The 16,774-nt window shown below is 36.3% G+C and carries 20 protein-coding genes; all 20 read right to left on the bottom strand.

Annotation, left to right across the window (positions count from 1 at the left end; translation table 11 throughout):
- Positions 1-83: 83 nt before the first annotated feature.
- On the bottom strand, positions 84-1,937 hold the full coding sequence (locus tag J2Z35_RS14720) for a terminase large subunit domain-containing protein (RefSeq protein WP_245330912.1): 1,854 nt from the start codon (positions 1,935-1,937) through the stop codon (positions 84-86).
- Position 1,938: 1 nt separating this feature from the next.
- Positions 1,939-2,418 carry a phage terminase small subunit P27 family gene (locus tag J2Z35_RS13420; protein WP_209661910.1) on the bottom strand — a complete coding sequence of 160 codons (480 nt, stop codon included), beginning with the start codon at positions 2,416-2,418 and terminating at the stop codon, positions 1,939-1,941.
- Positions 2,419-2,465: 47 nt separating this feature from the next.
- Positions 2,466-2,657: a DUF6900 domain-containing protein gene (locus tag J2Z35_RS13425; protein WP_209661911.1), complete on the bottom strand. Its 192-nt coding sequence runs from the start codon at positions 2,655-2,657 to the stop codon at positions 2,466-2,468.
- A gap of 120 nt (positions 2,658-2,777) precedes the next feature.
- The gene (locus J2Z35_RS13430; protein WP_245330913.1) at positions 2,778-2,918 is read right to left on the bottom strand and encodes a hypothetical protein; all 141 of its coding nucleotides are present in this window, start codon (positions 2,916-2,918) and stop codon (positions 2,778-2,780) included.
- A 58-nt stretch (positions 2,919-2,976) separates the two neighbouring features.
- Positions 2,977-3,447, bottom strand: a complete 471-nt coding sequence (locus J2Z35_RS13435; protein ID WP_209661913.1) for a gamma-glutamylcyclotransferase family protein — start codon at positions 3,445-3,447, stop codon at positions 2,977-2,979.
- Positions 3,448-3,590: 143 nt separating this feature from the next.
- A complete protein-coding gene (locus J2Z35_RS13440; protein WP_209661914.1) occupies positions 3,591-4,514 on the bottom strand; it encodes an amidoligase family protein in 924 nt (307 codons plus the stop codon).
- A 106-nt stretch (positions 4,515-4,620) separates the two neighbouring features.
- Positions 4,621-4,809, bottom strand: coding sequence for a hypothetical protein (locus tag J2Z35_RS13445; RefSeq protein ID WP_209661915.1), 189 nt, complete (start codon positions 4,807-4,809; stop codon positions 4,621-4,623).
- Positions 4,796-5,578, bottom strand: a complete 783-nt coding sequence (locus J2Z35_RS13450; protein WP_209661916.1) for a virulence-related protein — start codon at positions 5,576-5,578, stop codon at positions 4,796-4,798. Before J2Z35_RS13450 ends, J2Z35_RS13445 begins: the two co-directional genes overlap by 14 nt.
- A 64-nt stretch (positions 5,579-5,642) precedes the next feature.
- Positions 5,643-7,166, bottom strand: coding sequence for a DNA (cytosine-5-)-methyltransferase (gene dcm, locus J2Z35_RS13455; protein WP_209661917.1), 1,524 nt, complete (start codon positions 7,164-7,166; stop codon positions 5,643-5,645).
- Positions 7,167-7,212: 46 nt separating this feature from the next.
- Positions 7,213-8,463 (bottom strand): site-specific DNA-methyltransferase, encoded by a 1,251-nt coding sequence (locus tag J2Z35_RS13460; RefSeq protein WP_209661918.1) that lies wholly within the window; start codon positions 8,461-8,463, stop codon positions 7,213-7,215.
- A 214-nt stretch (positions 8,464-8,677) separates the two neighbouring features.
- Positions 8,678-9,265 (bottom strand): hypothetical protein, encoded by a 588-nt coding sequence (locus J2Z35_RS13465; protein WP_209661919.1) that lies wholly within the window; start codon positions 9,263-9,265, stop codon positions 8,678-8,680.
- Positions 9,266-9,493: 228 nt separating this feature from the next.
- Positions 9,494-9,835: an HNH endonuclease gene (locus J2Z35_RS13470; RefSeq protein WP_209661920.1), complete on the bottom strand. Its 342-nt coding sequence runs from the start codon at positions 9,833-9,835 to the stop codon at positions 9,494-9,496.
- A gap of 948 nt (positions 9,836-10,783) precedes the next feature.
- Positions 10,784-10,945: a hypothetical protein gene (locus tag J2Z35_RS13475; protein ID WP_209661921.1), complete on the bottom strand. Its 162-nt coding sequence runs from the start codon at positions 10,943-10,945 to the stop codon at positions 10,784-10,786.
- 79 nt (positions 10,946-11,024) lie between these two features.
- Positions 11,025-11,450: a DUF1492 domain-containing protein gene (locus tag J2Z35_RS14725; RefSeq protein ID WP_209661922.1), complete on the bottom strand. Its 426-nt coding sequence runs from the start codon at positions 11,448-11,450 to the stop codon at positions 11,025-11,027.
- Positions 11,447-11,635: a hypothetical protein gene (locus tag J2Z35_RS13485; protein WP_209661923.1), complete on the bottom strand. Its 189-nt coding sequence runs from the start codon at positions 11,633-11,635 to the stop codon at positions 11,447-11,449. Before J2Z35_RS13485 ends, J2Z35_RS14725 begins: the two co-directional genes overlap by 4 nt.
- Entirely contained in the window at positions 11,622-11,876 is a 255-nt protein-coding gene (locus tag J2Z35_RS13490) for a hypothetical protein (protein ID WP_209661924.1), read from the bottom strand. The genes J2Z35_RS13485 and J2Z35_RS13490 overlap by 14 nt, the downstream gene beginning before the upstream one ends.
- A gap of 2 nt (positions 11,877-11,878) precedes the next feature.
- Entirely contained in the window at positions 11,879-12,301 is a 423-nt protein-coding gene (locus J2Z35_RS13495; protein ID WP_209661925.1) for a DUF7768 domain-containing protein, read from the bottom strand.
- Between the two features lie 234 nt (positions 12,302-12,535).
- Positions 12,536-14,434 (bottom strand): DNA primase family protein, encoded by a 1,899-nt coding sequence (locus J2Z35_RS13500; protein WP_209661926.1) that lies wholly within the window; start codon positions 14,432-14,434, stop codon positions 12,536-12,538.
- Between the two features lie 146 nt (positions 14,435-14,580).
- Complete coding sequence (locus J2Z35_RS13505) at positions 14,581-15,246, bottom strand: BRO-N domain-containing protein (RefSeq protein WP_209661927.1); 666 nt, start codon at positions 15,244-15,246, stop codon at positions 14,581-14,583.
- 2 nt (positions 15,247-15,248) lie between these two features.
- Positions 15,249-16,634 carry a DNA polymerase domain-containing protein gene (locus J2Z35_RS13510; RefSeq protein WP_245330914.1) on the bottom strand — a complete coding sequence of 462 codons (1,386 nt, stop codon included), beginning with the start codon at positions 16,632-16,634 and terminating at the stop codon, positions 15,249-15,251.
- Positions 16,635-16,774: the final 140 nt, after the last annotated feature.

Consider the following 16,774-nt stretch of genomic DNA (forward strand, 5'->3'; position numbering starts at 1 on the left):
TACTTTAAGTATTCTAACAAGATTCAAAGACTTTATGAGTATTTTTTCTCCATTTTTATTTGCCGAAATCTCTCCATTTTATTTTACCAGTTACAGTCTTGCTTTGCCTGCTGGAAGTGCTCTCTAATTCTTTCAATCTGAATAGTATGTCCAAGGCTAGGATTCGCCTTATACCAATTCTTCTCATCTTCCCAGTCGTCCCCTTCTTCAAGGCCATAAATTATTGGGAGAAATGTATCATCAACTCTTCTGCCATTTAAAATATCCTTTGCCTTTTGGTGCATCTCCCAGCCGTATCCTCTTAGTTTATCCCCTGCAGTGGTAAGATAAATAAAAAGTGGCTCTTCTCTAGCATCACCAGAACCTGTGGTAAGCATTCTGGCAAGATCAGCATTAGGATAGGTCCAAATCTCATCTAGTATTACACATGAAACATTCAGTCCTGATTTGGATTTCACATCAGAACTTAGTACTTGATAAAAACTCCCTGTTCTTGGATATACAATTCTTTTAGTAGACATTACAGTTTTTGTGACATTAGATAGGGTTTGATTTCCCTCCACAAAGTTGACACTTGTGTTGAAAATAATGCTGGCCTGTTGCCTGTCACAGGCGGCTACATAGACCTCAGCGTTGGATTCACCATCGGCTAAAAGCATGTATAATGCAATGGCTGCGGCGATTTCACTATTATGGGTAGGCACCATAGACTTTCCTGCTAAATAAAGCCTTGATGGACTATCCACTTGGATGCATTTTACTGGGACGGATGTCACTTCATTAATAGCTGTAATTGTCCTAAAGGAATTTTTAGTGGGCTTTATTGGGTCTTTCTTTAATCTATTATTTTTTCTTTGCAAATAAAAAACAGGATTGCTCCTGTATGAAAAGAAATTAATACGATATTTAGGTCCACAGTCTTTTCCATTTAGAGTAGCTCTACCTTCATTAATTGAACATTTAAACCCTAAGCTACGAATAAGTTCTGCAGCGTCTTCAGCTAGTCTTTTGCTCACTGTTGTATATTCACATTCACCTTCTTTAGATATATGACCATCACAATCCATTAATCCCTTCAGTAGTTCTTTTCTTTGCTTTATAGAACTTCTAAGGTATTCTTTGGGGATGTGTTTGTTACAGATTAATCCCATTTTACGCATTTTGGCATGCCATGATTTATTTCTAGCAGACTGACGTCTGTCCCCGTCTCCAAATGCTAAATGAACACTCCCAGTATTCGTTGATTTCCACTCTCTAACTTCTACACCATAACCTACAACTTTATCGACAATTTCCAAATCATTGATATTACAAGTAAAACTTGCATTATAACTATTTCCATCAGCCAGCCAAACACCTAATACATAAGGCGGAATTATTAATTTCTTATCTTCTAGATCTAAGGCTAACATAGTAGAGATCCTATAGTTGTAGCAACCATTTTTATGCTTTATACTATCTTTCATATCTTCTGTTTTTAATATTTTTGTTTCATAGTACGGAACTTTATGAGGCTTATATTCATTGACTTGCCATAAATGCTCTCCATCAGCCACAATACTACTCCCATCAGAAAAACACACTTCATAGCAGAGTCTTCCATACATAATCTCTGTGCAGGCTACAACATTACAGGACTTTCCATTCTCATCAAATACTTTGTCTCCAGGTTTCAAATCCTCCATTGTAGTAAAGCCATCAGGTGTTGGGATTGGTGTGTCGATTGCTAGAGCTTTACCTGATTTTTTAGGAATTTCAACATATACAGTCCTATACTGCCTTGTCCCATCTTCCCTTACTGTACCAAAAGCCTTTTTTATTAAATCTATCTCCCAAGGTAAGAGCTTAAATGTCTGACCTGCCCATTTTCCCTTAGTTAGCTTTAGCTGCTGTATAAACTGAATTACTCTATTTGCTTTTTCTTCAGAGTAAGGCATCTTAACCCCCTCCCCTAATACTAAGAAGTTCTGCCATTGGATCATCTTTAGCAGCTTCTTGTATATCCACTCTGATACGACTTCTTGAAGCAGGTGTGAGTCCAAACTCAGAGCAGAAGTCCTTCATTACTTTCAGATAGGTCTGTGCAATAGACACCTGTGGTACCTGCTGAATATATCCAGATGGGGTCTTAAAAATTGTTCCGTGTTTTGATAGAAATTCCTCGGCTTCCTTCCACCTAGCATATGCCTGACAGTATCCAGCAAAGGCTGTCATATCAACCTGGGTTAGGATTCCCATAGCCTCTAGAGTTTTTGCCATTCTTTTCCATTCTTTCTTAGCCTCCAGCTCCAGCCATGACGGACACTTAGGTGCTCTATTTTCTGGTTTTGGTTCCTGTTCATTTAGTGGTCTTTTCCCAGGATTTCCTTCTAATACTTTTAGTGCTGTTGGTTTTGGTTTCCTGCCTCTTTGGGCCATGGCTTTCACCTCCTCTATAACGAGAAAAAGGCCCTAAGGCCTCTATTCTATTTGTTCGTTTTACCTTCTTCCCTTCCTAATTCAAAGGCAAGTTCTAATGCTTTTCTTATCCCCCATGTAGAAACTTCGTGAAAATCCAGTTCATCAGAGTTTCTTGTTTCTAAGGTTTCAATAAAAAGTTCTGCTTTTGCAATCTCTAGGAGTTTCTTCTCAATGTTTTTATCCATGTTTTTATCCATGTTTTTATCCCCTTTCCTTTTTGTATGTACACATTACCGTAGGTTAGGGTTTATATCAAGTTAATAGTGTGTTTTTATGATAAGAAAAAAGAGCCGATTTTGGCCCTTCTTCCTAAATTTTCATCCTCGGATTCCTTTAAAGTTGTAGTTCCCTTTTTTCACTTCTTCAAGTTCTTCTTTTACAGCTCTTTTGTAATCTGGATCCTCTTTTTCCTTTTCACTGCAGGGGATACAGATGCAATCAGTGTTAAAGCGGGACATGATCCTTCCACCTTTAAGTTCTCCTTTGCAGCGGTCGCAGTGGCTTTGGGTGAAAAATTTATCCATTATTTTTACCTCCCTTTAGTTTACTAAATGAAACTGCTTCATCTAGGTAACTTAAATCAAAACCTGAGGTTAGATATCCATCCTTGATTGAATTTAAATACCTTAGGCTAGGAGTATTTATATTGATTCTATCTTCATCATTGTCAGTCATGATATATACCATAACTTTTATAACTTCTTTGGTTTGAAGATGTACTTCTATTAGTTCTTTTTCATAAAATCTTGGATACCCTTCATAGAAATCTAAAGCTTCTTCATCCTCTTCTTCAAGTTCCCAAATAAGCACTGGTACCTCTTGTCCATTTTCAGGTTCAATTGTTGCATATGAATTTAAAGGCAATCCTTTAAAAAGCAATCTGTAGTTTTTTATAACTCCTTTACCGTAGACCTTCCCATTTGGACATCTAACTTTCATTTGCTTAAGGTTGAGATTTGAGCCGTATGCACCATATAATCTTTTCATAACAAGTTCATCCTTTCCTAAAGAGATTTTTCTTCCCCTTTATTTGCCCCAGTAAGGCGTTTTGTTTTTTCAGTAGGGTTACACTACCACCTCAAGAGGGCAAGCTCCCGCGTGGCAGTTTTTCTAGCCGCTTTTAAGTAGTTCTATGCGGCTCCTCGAAATCTCCAGGCTGCTGAGCCTTCTAAGTGCTTCACTAAGTGCTCCCTGCAATTTTTAAACTCTCCTCCAATAAGGCCCATTCGGTTTAGCCAAGTTCTCATTGCGAATTTTGGATTCTCAACCTGAGGTTTTTTCGAGCTTGCACTCTTTTGGGTTAAAGCTTGATGGTTGATTGCTAGGGCAAGTACAATGTAGCTTCTAATCTTTCCTGCATGAAGTGTTCCATTAAAGCCTCTAAGTTCAACCGTTCCAACTCCGTTGAAAAAGCTATGAAGATTTATAAAATGATATCTACTTTCGTGGTAATGCCTTATTCTAATTTGTCCATAACCTTCGTACCAGATGTTTTCAATTTCTGCTAGGGTTTTAGGTTTACTTTGGTTCATTCTATCAACTAAGTTTTTATCCATCTTTTTGCAATATCTCATTCTCCTGCTTTCTATTTGTAAGCTATCGTAAAGCAAGTCATTTCTTGAGTAGATTATGTTGATAAAGTTTCTAAGGCTTGTTGGGCTATGGTCTTTTCCATTTAGATGTATATGAATACCTGTACAATTTTGCTTTTCTGAAAAACCTCCAGCCTTTCTTATCTTTCTAACAAGCTCCTGTAAGTCTTTAATATCTTTATTGTAGTTTAGAATTGGGCTTACTATCTCAACGCTGTACTCTTTTGAAGCTTCAACCCTCTGTCCGTTTACTTTCTTTTGAGTTCTTATGCTGCCGTCATAAACCACCTTCCAGACCCTAGAGTCTGGGGTTTTAATATTGTAGGAGATATTAGAATCATATTTCTTTTCTACGGTTCCTTGAAAATGCTCCGCTATAACTTTTGCTGCTTTGTTTCTAGTAATCCCAGTTAGTTCAATTTCAATACCTATACTTCTTTCTAAAAAATACTTGCTAGACATTGGTAATGCTCCCTTCTATGTGTTTTTTGTTACATACATACATCACTCTAAAAGGGATTAATAGCAAGTTAATTCTGTTATATATACAGTATTCTTTTAAATCTTCTTATTCTACGTCTACATATTCCATAATTATTCTAATAGCTTGATCGTAGCTTTTAGAGTTCATTATTTTATCCTTCATTTCTTTAGCTTCTTCTTTAAGTCCAGCTTTTTTAAGTGCATTTGAAGCAATGCCCATAAGATTAAATATATTTCCATCTTTTCCAACCAAATTACATTTAGGCTTCAACATTTTCACCTTCCTTATTTGAAATTCTGAAAGCTCCGTTCCCTGATAAATTCCCAAGAAGGACCTTTCTAGTTTTTTTGTACTCGTCTCCGATCATTCCAAGCCTTAAGAGCCAAGTTCTAAAAGTGTATTTTTCATTGGATGTAGGTTTTGCTTTAAAAGAAGCGTTGTTCTGAGAAAGTGCATTTTTGTTGATTAAGGCTAGTAGACTAATGGCCGCTTCAACTTTATCAGGCTCTAAATCAAGATTGAAAGTGAATGTCTTTTCTTCAAAATCAATCTGTAGGCCCTCAAGACGAGATGTTTCTATTTGGGCCAAAGCAGCTTCAAAATCAGAGATTGTTTCCATATCTGTTTCATTAATGGCCTGGACAAAGGATTCAGTTAGAAGTGCATCATTTACAGCAAGGGCCTTTAAAATAAGGGGCTGTTTAGCATAAATCATATTTATAAGGTTTCTAAGGGTTTTACCACTATGTCCTTCCATTGGGAGCTTGATTTCATAGCTCATGATTTCTAAAGTGGTATCTTCCTGAGTTTCATTAGGATCTGATGCTATTTCTTCTGATTCAGCTATAACTTTAGCTCTTTCATTAAGAAGGTCTTCAGGATCAATTACTTGTCCGTTAGGGGTCACAATTTTTCCCTCCTTGTCTACTGTGTAGGTGATGCCTCTAAGAGTAATTTCATAAGCGCAGCTTGGCACACCAAGGTATTTAGCTTTTGTTTCATACTTCAGCTGTAAATCTTTGATTAATTGCTTTCTATCCATATCAATCCCTCCTGTGTTTTAGATACTCTATATATCACTCTAAAACACAGTAATAGCAAGTCTTTTATAAGTTTTCAGGCAAGCTTTTAGCTATTGCAAACGCTACATTTACAGTGACTGCATTTCCTGCCTGCTTATATAGCTGGGCATCTGAATTTACGGCTCTAGCTTTTTCAAATAACTCATCTGGAAATCCCTGGAGTCTAAAGCACTCCTTTGGTGTAAGCCTTCTAATCCGATAGTGTTTGTCTAGGGTAGCCATTTGACATCCTGTATCTAGTGTATTTGAAATGCCTTTTCCAACTCTACCCCTTCTGGTTTTAGAGTTAGGAACTGAAATATTTATACTGTCACCAATTTCAGCTTCAGCATAACCTTTTTTAGTAGCTTCTTTTATTGATATTTTAGGGGATAATACTAAATTATCTTTTTGAACCGAGGTTAGTGTGTTTGAAATGTCATCTTCTCTAGGTTTTAGTTCTGTCATATTGTGTCTGCTTTCTTTTATTTCTCCAGACTCATACTGCTTTCGTATTTCTTTTCCATACGCAGTTCTAGTGGCTCTTAGAATCGCCACCCCATGTCTATCTTGCGAGGTCAATGTAAACATTGGTTCTTCAGATTCCTTCATTCTTCTACCATTCTGCCTTTTATCATCTCGGTCGGGTGTGATTACTGCTCTTGCTTCTAAAACAGCACTGTTCATAGCCGTTCTATTGACAATGCCTCCTGTATACCTAGAATTTATACATCTTGAAGTGTCAGTAATCTGCGTTTTTGTATTGAATTGATCTATAAAATATAAACCCGTCTTTGCTCCTAATCCTCCGCCATTCGCTGTTAATGTAGGGGAAACACCCTCAGCATCATAAACATTACCACTGGCGCCTTTGCCACTTGGGTTGATATTCCCAACTCTATAAAGTCCTGTTTTTGCCCCAACACCCCCAGCGTTACCGACAAGGGTAGCTGAAATGCCATCTGTATCATAGACTCTATAGCCTTGCATGCCACCTATAATTTGCTTAAGAGCTGCTGCGTTTTCTCCTCCGAGAGGTAGTATTTCTCTTCTACCTCTGCTTCTAAGATTTGCGATAATGAACACTCGCTCTCTATTTTGGGGAACTCCGAAGTCTTTAGAATTAAGCACCTGCCACATTGCATCATACCCTGCTTGGTCCAGTTCAGCGAGAACTTCGGAAAAATCAAATCCTCCATTAATTGATAGCAGGTTCTTAACGTTCTCAATAAGAAGGTATGTGGGTTTATCTTTTTCTTCTTTGCCTTTGACGAGGTCAATAATGCTGAAATAGATTCCACTTCTCTCTCCACTAAGTCCTCTTTGTTTTCCTGCAACTGAGATATCTTGGCATGGGAATCCAAAGCACCAAATGTCTGCATAGGGAATTTCTTCTGATTTAAGTTTTGTAACGTCATCCGCATACCACTCTCCTTTCGTATCAAACATAGCTCTATAGCTTTTTACTGCAAATTTATCTTTTTCACAAAATCCTATGCATTTATATCCTGCAAGTTCAAGCCCTAACCTAAATCCACCGATACCTGAACAAATATCAATAAAGTTCAATGTGCACCCCCTAACGAAGAAAAGAGCACATAGCCAAAAAAATAGACTACTGCTCTTTTTCTAGATTACTATATAGGATTTTCTCGCCATCTCTTATTAGAAAGACATCTTCGTCTTTTCCCACATAATTAATGTATCTTTTGGCTATAACATCCACATATTTCTCATCAAGTTCAATGGCATAGCAAATCCTACCCGTTTGCTCGCTGGCAATTAAAGTTGAGCCACTTCCACCAAAAGGCTCAAGCACAATGCAGTTTGACATTGAACTATTCTGTATAGGGTATGCCACAAGTGGTACTGGCTTCATTGTTGGGTGGAGTTCAGATTTTGTGGGCCTATCGAAATTCCAAACAGTGGTCTGCTTTCTATCCCCATACCATCTGTGTTTTCCTGTGGGTTTCCATCCATAAAGCACTGGCTCATGCTGCCACTGGTAATCGGATCTGCCTAGCACAAGTGACTGCTTTACCCATTGACATACGCCTGAGAGTTTAAAGCCTGCGTCTTTAAATGCTTTTCTAAAATTAAGGCCTTCAGTATCCGCATGGAAAATATAAGTAGCTCCACCATCATCTAGATGGTTATATATGTTTTTAAAAGCTGCTAGAAGAAACTCATAAAAATTTTGATCATCCATATTGTCATTTTTTATAACCCGCTCATTATCCTTACCTGCTGTGTAATTCACATTGTAGGGTGGATCGGTCACGCATATATTTGCTTTTTTACCTTCCATAAGTTTTTCATATGTTTCAGCTAAAGTACTATCACCACAAATAAGACGGTGTCTTCCTAGAACCCAAACATCTCCTAGCTTTGATATAGGTTCTTCTGCTAAAGCAGCATCTACATCAAAATCATCGTCAGCTACATCCTTATCGTGAATATTAGAAAATAGCTCATCAATTTCTGCAGCTTCAAATCCTGTAAGATTCAAATCAAAGTTAAGACCTTTTAAGGATTCAAATTCTATGGCTAGTAACTCGTTGTCCCAGCCGGCATCCATAGCTAATCTATTATCTGCTAGAATATATGCTTTTTTCTGTGCTTCCGTTAGATGTTCTACCATCACGCAGGGAATTTCTTTTATTCCTTCTGCTTTTGCAGCCGCGACTCTGCCATGACCTGCTATGATATTGTAGTCTTTGTCTATTAAAACGGGATTGACAAACCCAAATTCCCTAAGACTACTTCTTAGTTTTAGAAGTTGCTCCTTGCTATGGGTTCTTGCATTATTTTGATAGGGGATGAGTTTGTCTGTTTCAATAATTTTCATTTCTTCCGTTCTTTTCACTGTTTCACCTCCAAATTTAGGTAATAAAAAAACACCTTGAAAGCTTGTATTTTCAACAAGTTTTTATAGGTGTTTGATTTTGCTTGTTTTCAGCGTTTTCAATGCTTTTGATTGTTTTTCTTCTGGTTAACCCCCGCCCTGCAATTTTGCGATTTTTCACACGAGAGGGGGTGGCGGTCTTGGAAACACAATGTTGTAGAGATTTGATACCCCCTTAGACCTTTAATAACTTATTCCCTAAGAACATCATTAGGACACCCATAAAAAACATCCCACCAAATATCCCTAAAATTATGTCCATCGTATTTTCACTTTGATATTCCACGCTTATCATTAAAACAAATAATAATAGAAACATTATAGAATGAAATATCCAATCCTTCTTATTAAATTTATAAACAGTATTAATTATAAATTTTTTTGGCATAGAAGACTCTACGTCATAAGTTCCAAACCAAAGCCAACCTCCTGCTAATATGATTATCCATAATACAGCTACTTCAACATTCACAAACAACATGGGGATTATCAATCCAAGGCAAGCAAAAGAATATGATTTTTTCATCATATTAGACAATTTTTCTTTTTCACTTATATATTTTTTTTGATCCTTCCATTTTGATTGCTCAGAAATTGGTTTTATTAAATTGGCTTTTTTAATAAAATATTTAATTCCGTAGCTTGATAAACCCATAATAATTAATATTACAACTCCACCATTTATTAGCAATATTATAACATTCCATTTATTGCTAATGAATGGAATATTATTCTTAAAATACAAATCTCCAAATCCTGCCAAAACGACGCATAGATATGTAAATATCTTCAATGTATAAAGTTTCAATTCATTAAGATTTAGTTTAGATCCTAATTGATTATTTTTAATTTTCTTAATACAAATGATACCCAAAAAAGCTATGACTATAATCGTTACGCACAACGATGTAAATATATACAATGTTTATATCTCCTTTTATTCTATCCATTTCAATTGAATTAAATTATTTAATTTTAACACAATTTTCACCTAATATCTATAGATATTAGGTCTATCAATCATCATAGTCTTCCTATCATGACATCTTTTACAAAGAGCCTGCCAGTTGCTTTCATCCCAAAAGAGAAGTTCATCTCCTCTATGAGGAACGACATGGTCCACAACGGTAGCTTTTATAAGCTTGCCCTCAGCTTTACAGGTAACACAAAACGGATGCACCTTTAGGAACCTCAATCTAGCTTTCCTCCACCTGCTGTCATAACCTCTAGCTGCAGCACTTGGTCTGTCATCAGTGTGTATCTGGCAGTAGCTCTTGTCTGATAGGTTTGGGCAGCCTGGATGCTTGCAGGGCTTAAGTGGTTTCATAGGCATTTTTTATCAACTCCATTTATATTAAAAGGCATAGAAAAAGCCCTAAAGCTAATTGCTCTAGAGCTGATTTTTATAAATTGACCCGCCTTTAAACCCATTGTTAAGAGGTAGGGGTAAGTTCTATTCTAAAAAAGAATAAAAAAATACGAGCAGGTGCACTGGCACCCTCTCGCTAAAAACTCCTACGAGTTTTTGTTCCTTGACAATATTGTATACTTAAACCATAAAAATAGTCAATTATATTTTTGACAAATTTATAACAATAGATTGTAAGTTGATTATCTTGAAAATATTCTTTATTCCTAACCATTCTATTATCTACAAAATCCTTTAATTCATCCATATAGTTTTTCTTTATTCCTTGGCTTGTGACTATATTATTAAATACATATAACGATACTATGAAATCGTGTAGATTGGATTCTTCATTCTAGCATGTCTAGCTTCTCTAAGTGTTTCCTTAACATTAGATATAATATTCATTACTCTCTTATTTGGATTAATTTCTTTACTATAAGATATTTAAGAAGCTTCATGTGATTTATTTGCCCATCTATAGACAATTTTAGTCTTCTCATATAATCCCCCTGATATAAAACTTCATGCTTTAGAAATATTATATCAGATTTTATTATACTTTTTTCTTGTTATGTTTTAAATAAAAAGCTTAAAGCTAGGTGCTCTAAGGCTGAACGTATTTTTCTTTTTTAATTTTTTATAGACTTCTTTTAACTCGGCTTACATTCTTTCATAGGACTCTTCTTAGATCTTTCCATTCCGGTTTCATCGTCTTCATCCTTTCTATGAAAAAATCTCCTGCAGTTTTTAATGTAAAGGCTTCTCTTTATGACAAAAGCCCTCGGGACATCCATCCTTTGGGCGAAATTTTTATAGTTCTTAACATCTTATACTATATCAAACACCCATAGTGGCTTTCAATGGCGTGATTTAATCTTCTGGATATCTTTCTTTTCTTATTCTTTCTAGCTCTTCTCTTAACTCAGTAGACATATTTTCATCCATCTCGATTACTCTAATATGATATTTACAATAATCTTTTCCTTCTTTAGCCTCAAGTCTACACTTTTTATATTTGCATTTTTTCTCCACTTTCTATTCACCTCCATAAAAAATAGCCCTTCAACACTTAGCTGAGGGCTATCGATACATTTTCTTATTTTATAATATATCAAATACTTATAGTGGCTTTCAATGGCTTCTCAAAATCTTTTATTGCTCTTTTATGAATTCTATAAACCCATCTTAAATCATAGCCTGTAGCTGCTGCTATTTCTTCCCATTTCATAAGTGCTACATATCTCAGTTCTAAAACCATTTTAGAGTTTTCATCAGTTAGCAAAGATATTTCTTCTGCGATGTTTTTCTTCATGTCTATCAGTTCATCTATGTCAGTATTTATTTCATTTTCTAAATCAATTATTTTTACAATAGCATCTTCCATAGGACTTTGTTTTCTTGTTTTGCAAATTTTATCTTTTTCAAAAGTGGAACTTACTCTAAGTGCAAGACTTTTTAATGAACTTACCTGTTGAAGCTTACTGTTAATTCTTTTGTTTATTATAAAAACCTGTGATAAATATTCTTTTGCATTCACTTGGTATCTCTCTCCCTTCTTAAGTCTGCTATGAGTTTCTCCCCATCTACCCTTGTCAGTTCTCTAAACCATCCGGAGAGAAAAAATCTCTCAATGCTAGCTCTTACTGATGGATGTTTAGCTGCCCTGTAATCCTTAACGGCTCTTAGTACAATCGCATTTGCTAATTCTTCATAAGGATCCATCTTTACCACCACCAAAGTAGTCTCTGGCTATTTTATCCTGGATTTCAATATCCAGTGTGATAATTCTAGTCATAGCTTTTTCTCTGTCAGCTTTTAAAGCGGAGGCTGTTTTATAAAAAGTGCACCCATTACAGTTATTCTTCGTTAGGGCCACACACTTTGTAGGCTGATATGCGAAGCAATCTGTTTTGTCTGGTTTAGTTGGTTTAGCTGATTTGATTGATTTAGAAGCTCTACCCATTACTACACCTCTTTTCTCGGTTTGCATTGAGTCGTAAAATACCTAATTGGAATCTTTAGGGACTTGGCTTTTTTTATTTCTATAGCCATACCAGATGATATCTTGTCCCCAAACACCCATAGTTCATGGCATAGGCCTAGCATTCTAATTCCCATGCTGATGCCTAAGTTTCTTTCATCCAAATCATTTTCATCTAGCAACTGCGGATATAACAGGTGCGGGATAAAGGGCACAGTTTTCTTTGTAATGGCAAATCGCCCGTAGCGTCTAGCTCTACCTGTATTTAAATCAATGTCTCCTGCATAGGGAGAACAGATAAATACGACTTTTCGTTTTTCCATTTTCATTTCTTCTTCTATATTTTTTATAGCTTCATATGCTGTAAGATCTAAATATCTTTCTGAGTTATATCTATCTAAGCTCATCTGGGACTCCTCCTCTTTTTCTAAAACTCTCTATTTTCAATACTTTCAATAATTTTTGTATTTGATTTTGCCATAGATGTCCTAAAAAATTACTATATTATATATATTTATATCTACTTTACTATTTAATTTTTTTCTAAAAATATAAGGTATTATAGTATCTAATACATCTGGAACACCATTGATATTACTGACTTAGAAATCTGCGACAGATGTCGGACACATCTAAGTCATCTAAGACAGCTGGTTTTTCATAAATATTCTATATTTCTTACCATTAATTCTTTTCTCTATTGTTGTAAAATCAAACCGTTTCGTCATTTGTCTGGAAAACTCAATATGACTTAATGGCTGAAAATTATTGTGAATGCAATACTCCAGGTACATTTTATATACATCAGCAGTTGGCTGATTTTCTATTTCATTTTGATATTCCTCATAAAACCCAATAATCGGATTGTTGGTCTTTTCATATTCCTTAAGTTCTTTTTCCACTTTAGATGATTTGCTAAAACTACGGTTATTTAGGACTCTCTTTAACCCTTCAATCCCTAGCAATATGAGATATTCCATAGATTCTCTTGACCTTAAATCATATTTTATATGAGGCTTAAAATCCGGATCATTTGGTGAAAACTTTGCATTAAATGGAATAATAAGAAGTCTCCTCTGCACCGCACCAGTTTTATCTTTTACCCTTGGGATATTGTTTGCTGAGAATAAGAGCTTGGAGTAGTTATTAAAATCAAAGGGGTCTTTCCCTTTTTTCTCAACGTTTACTCTGTCTCCCGTCACCAGTTTCTTAAAAATTGACGGATCCGGTATAAACTCGTCTCCTATGTCATCCCCAATGTTAGCAAGCTTTCCAAAGAGCTCTGCTGTTTTGAACCTTTCACCCAATTCCTTTAAATCAAGGGCCGCTATATTATGAGCACCAATTAATGTGGTAATCATATCAAGGAAAGTTGACTTCCCATTAAGTTTATCTCCTGTTAGAATAAATGCCTTTCCCATTTCGCTCCTCCTATAGAAGGTATAGCCTATGAGTTCCTCTAGCAGTGAGCGTATCTCCGCGTCATTGCAGCTAATGTTATTAAGGACCTCATCCGTCATATTAAAATATGCAGCTGGGTCGTAATCCCAAGGAATACAGTTTGTTATAATATGTTCCGGCGAGTGCTCCTTGAATGAGTTTTCTTTTAAGCTATACACGCCGTTTTGAAATGCCAGAAGTCCAAAGTCTTCATAGCTTGGTTTGATTTCTTTTGAGATGATTTCGAGATAATTTAAAACCTCATTACGCTTTGATTTCGTCAGCTCCGGTATGTGTTTTATCATAGCCGCTTCAATGGCTAATGTGTTGCTGGTATAGATACCGTCTCTGTAGATATGAAGCTGGCTATTGATTTTAATCATGTGCTCCTCGTTCACCAGAAACCTTGCGAACTTATCATGAAGAAATTTGGATTTCATGTAGAAAGTCTCTTTTAAGAAAGCTTCATCCCTTAAAATCGTATCCACTTCCTTATCATCCAGCGGGCTTTTGAGCACATACTGATTAATTTTATGAATAATGTCTTTAATGCTATCTTTACTAAAACCCTCGGACTGAAGGGTAAGAATGTAGTTGAAAAGTGCCTGATTCCTACCATCTCCATCTTCCAGGGATTTAAAGTCTGGGGTATTACTTTTCTTAAGTGGCCTTAACCAATCAGGGAGATAATCAGTTTCCTCTACACTGTCGATTTTATTCAGCCACCGTCTGGTCTCACCAAAGACTTTAATCGGCACCAGAGCATTTTGATCCCCTAGTGCAACATCTACCTTAACACCTATAGGAGTCATGAGCTTAGTCTGTTTTGTTTTCACCTGTGTATTTCTAAAGTAAAAATGCATGCCTCTATCTGTTTTTATGATGGCGCATTTGATGCCTAATTCCTCTACCATCTGTTTGATGAGTTTACCTTCCTCTTCATCGTCTAAATCGATTTGGACCATTCCGTTTTGTAAGATACCTGCGTAGTCTCCACCGGTTTTGCGGATGTAATCGTAGTTGTAAAATGAAGTTTTATTACGATAAGGCTGGATGGGTTTTTTGCCTTTTGTTTTAATATATCCTTTTAAAATTTCCAAATTATACACAGCCTTTCCCGACTTTTAAGTTCCAATTTGGGAGGTTTATATACCAAAATAGAGGTGTTTTGGGAGGTTTTTGTGGGGATTTTGGAGTGAAAACCTCCCATAATATGAGTGAAAAACCCTCAAAACCTCCCAAATCACTATTCCCATCCTTCCTTCAAAGAAGTTTCATGATAGATGCTTTTAAGTCTTTGATAGTCTTGCTCAGGGATTTCACGTAGTTTTCTTCCTAAAAAAACCTGGACCGCATCACCGCTTGACATACCACTTGCCAGTTCATCGGTATAAAGAAACTGCAGGAAGCGTTCTTCTAGGTTAGTGAATTTTATAAACTCCTCTGGAAGATCTATATCAAGCTGCTGGCACAGGTGCCTCATCGTTATAGCAACGCTTCTATCAGGGCAGTTTTGATCTACCATCACTTCTTTTATCAGGCTGAGAAATCTCACTACTTCACTTAGGCTGGGTTGTCTTTTACTTATGGAATAACTACCGGTTTTCCTTATTGATGGAAGGACCTCTGATGTAATCCAGCGTTTGAATACTTTAGCTTTTGGTAGTTTTGAAGATAGAATTAAAGCATAGAGTCCGCTTTCGTTAAGAATGGTTATAGATTGATCCCCTCCAAGGGTGTCACGAATCGTTACCCCCTTGTCTTCTTCATCCACATGATCTGATATGGCTTTTCTTGAATTGGAATATCCCAGTGCCTCAGCAACATCTTTCCCTACAAACCAAGGTTCGCTGTTAATCATCATGCTTCTTACTTCACCAAATTCCTTATTTTTAAATATTTTCAGTTCCATTTTTAAGTCTCCTTTCCGATATAGTCTTTCAGTCTTTTCTTTGCAAGATTTACATACCAATCTCTATCTAGCCTTCTAGAAATTCTTCTGCCTATAACATTGTCATTTACAATAAAGCAGCTATCTGGAGTACCAGCTATTTTTTCAATCCTGCCACTTTCTTTGACTTTAAATACTCCAGGATCATTATTTCTTGATGCAAATACTCTTAATGTTCTTTCCGGTATTGATTTTTCCCCATAAAGTGCATGGGAGTATTTATGGGATACCTTCACAACTTTTTGAAACTGCATCAGGTCTTTACAACCGTAGATGGTATCCTCTACCGGAGTTTTATTAATGAAATGTTTCTTTAAAGCTTCATTTACTATAGGTAGGTCATTGTCTATGGAGTTCAGTTTTTTAACATAAGCTCCCTTGGATTTATAGCTGCCATCCTCTTTAATGATGATGTAGTTGTTTACATCTTTCTGATAGATTTTATGAAAGAGCTCAAAATCAAGCTTCATCCGGGTTCTTTCCTCCCACTGCTTGCAGATGGTTTTTATAGTAGTTAAATCAGCTTTAAATTTAATTTTTCCTATTAAACCATCGGTGTTGGATTGTATTAACTTCCAATGGGGCTCAAGCTGTTCTATTAAATCTAGTAGTAACAGCTGTCCACCTACACAGACATTGTTGGCCTGCCTTGGGTCATACAGGTTGTTATACTGATGCTTCATGGCTCCATAGGTGGAATTTAAAACTATTTTGTAGGGCTGCTGCATTGGATCTTTTAGAGACTTTAAACGCATCCGTTCGTTGTATATCTCTTGATATAATTTGGGATCCTCTACGTTCCTTGATAGAAAACCGTATTCTAGCATAAGGGAAGGATAAAATGAGGACACATCTAAGCTAACTAGAATCCCTTCATCCTGATACTTATCCCTTGCTCCGTGGAGTCCTCCCCATGCAAATACATGGGCCACTCCCGAGACTCCTGTTTCTAGGGCCTTCTCATAGTTATGGTTTACTGGATTTTTATACCAATCCACGATGTAGCTGTATTTTTTAATCCGTAATGTGTCAGGAAGAATTAAATCAAACTCATCTTCCCGGTTCATTTTTCTAGCCTTTAAAATCACTGCTGCCAGCTGTGCTTTGGTTTTTCCGATATATTTTAGTGGAAGTTCAAATGCTTTAAGGAGAGCCATTTGGGAATCAAATTCTTCTTTCCTATGGAGAAATATCTCCATGGTCTCTTCCACGTCATGGGTACAATATTTTATGACTTCTTCTAGTTCTTCTTCCGTAAGTTTACGATTCGTGTCAAAGCTTACGGCAGTTTCTCTGATATCATGGCCCATAAACCCTTCAAGTTCCTTTAGACCATGCAAAGTAGTCATAATATCAAATTGGTTTAGAGGTATCTTCATAAACAGAGAGCTATATGTAGATTGTCAAGTAAATTTGACCCCTTTTGGCCTAAATTTACATTCAGTTTTGACCCCTCTAATTAGGATATACAATTATGCTAAACAAGCAT

The organism is Acetoanaerobium pronyense, assembly GCF_017874355.1.
In the GTDB taxonomy this organism is placed as follows: domain Bacteria; phylum Bacillota; class Clostridia; order Peptostreptococcales; family Filifactoraceae; genus Acetoanaerobium; species Acetoanaerobium pronyense.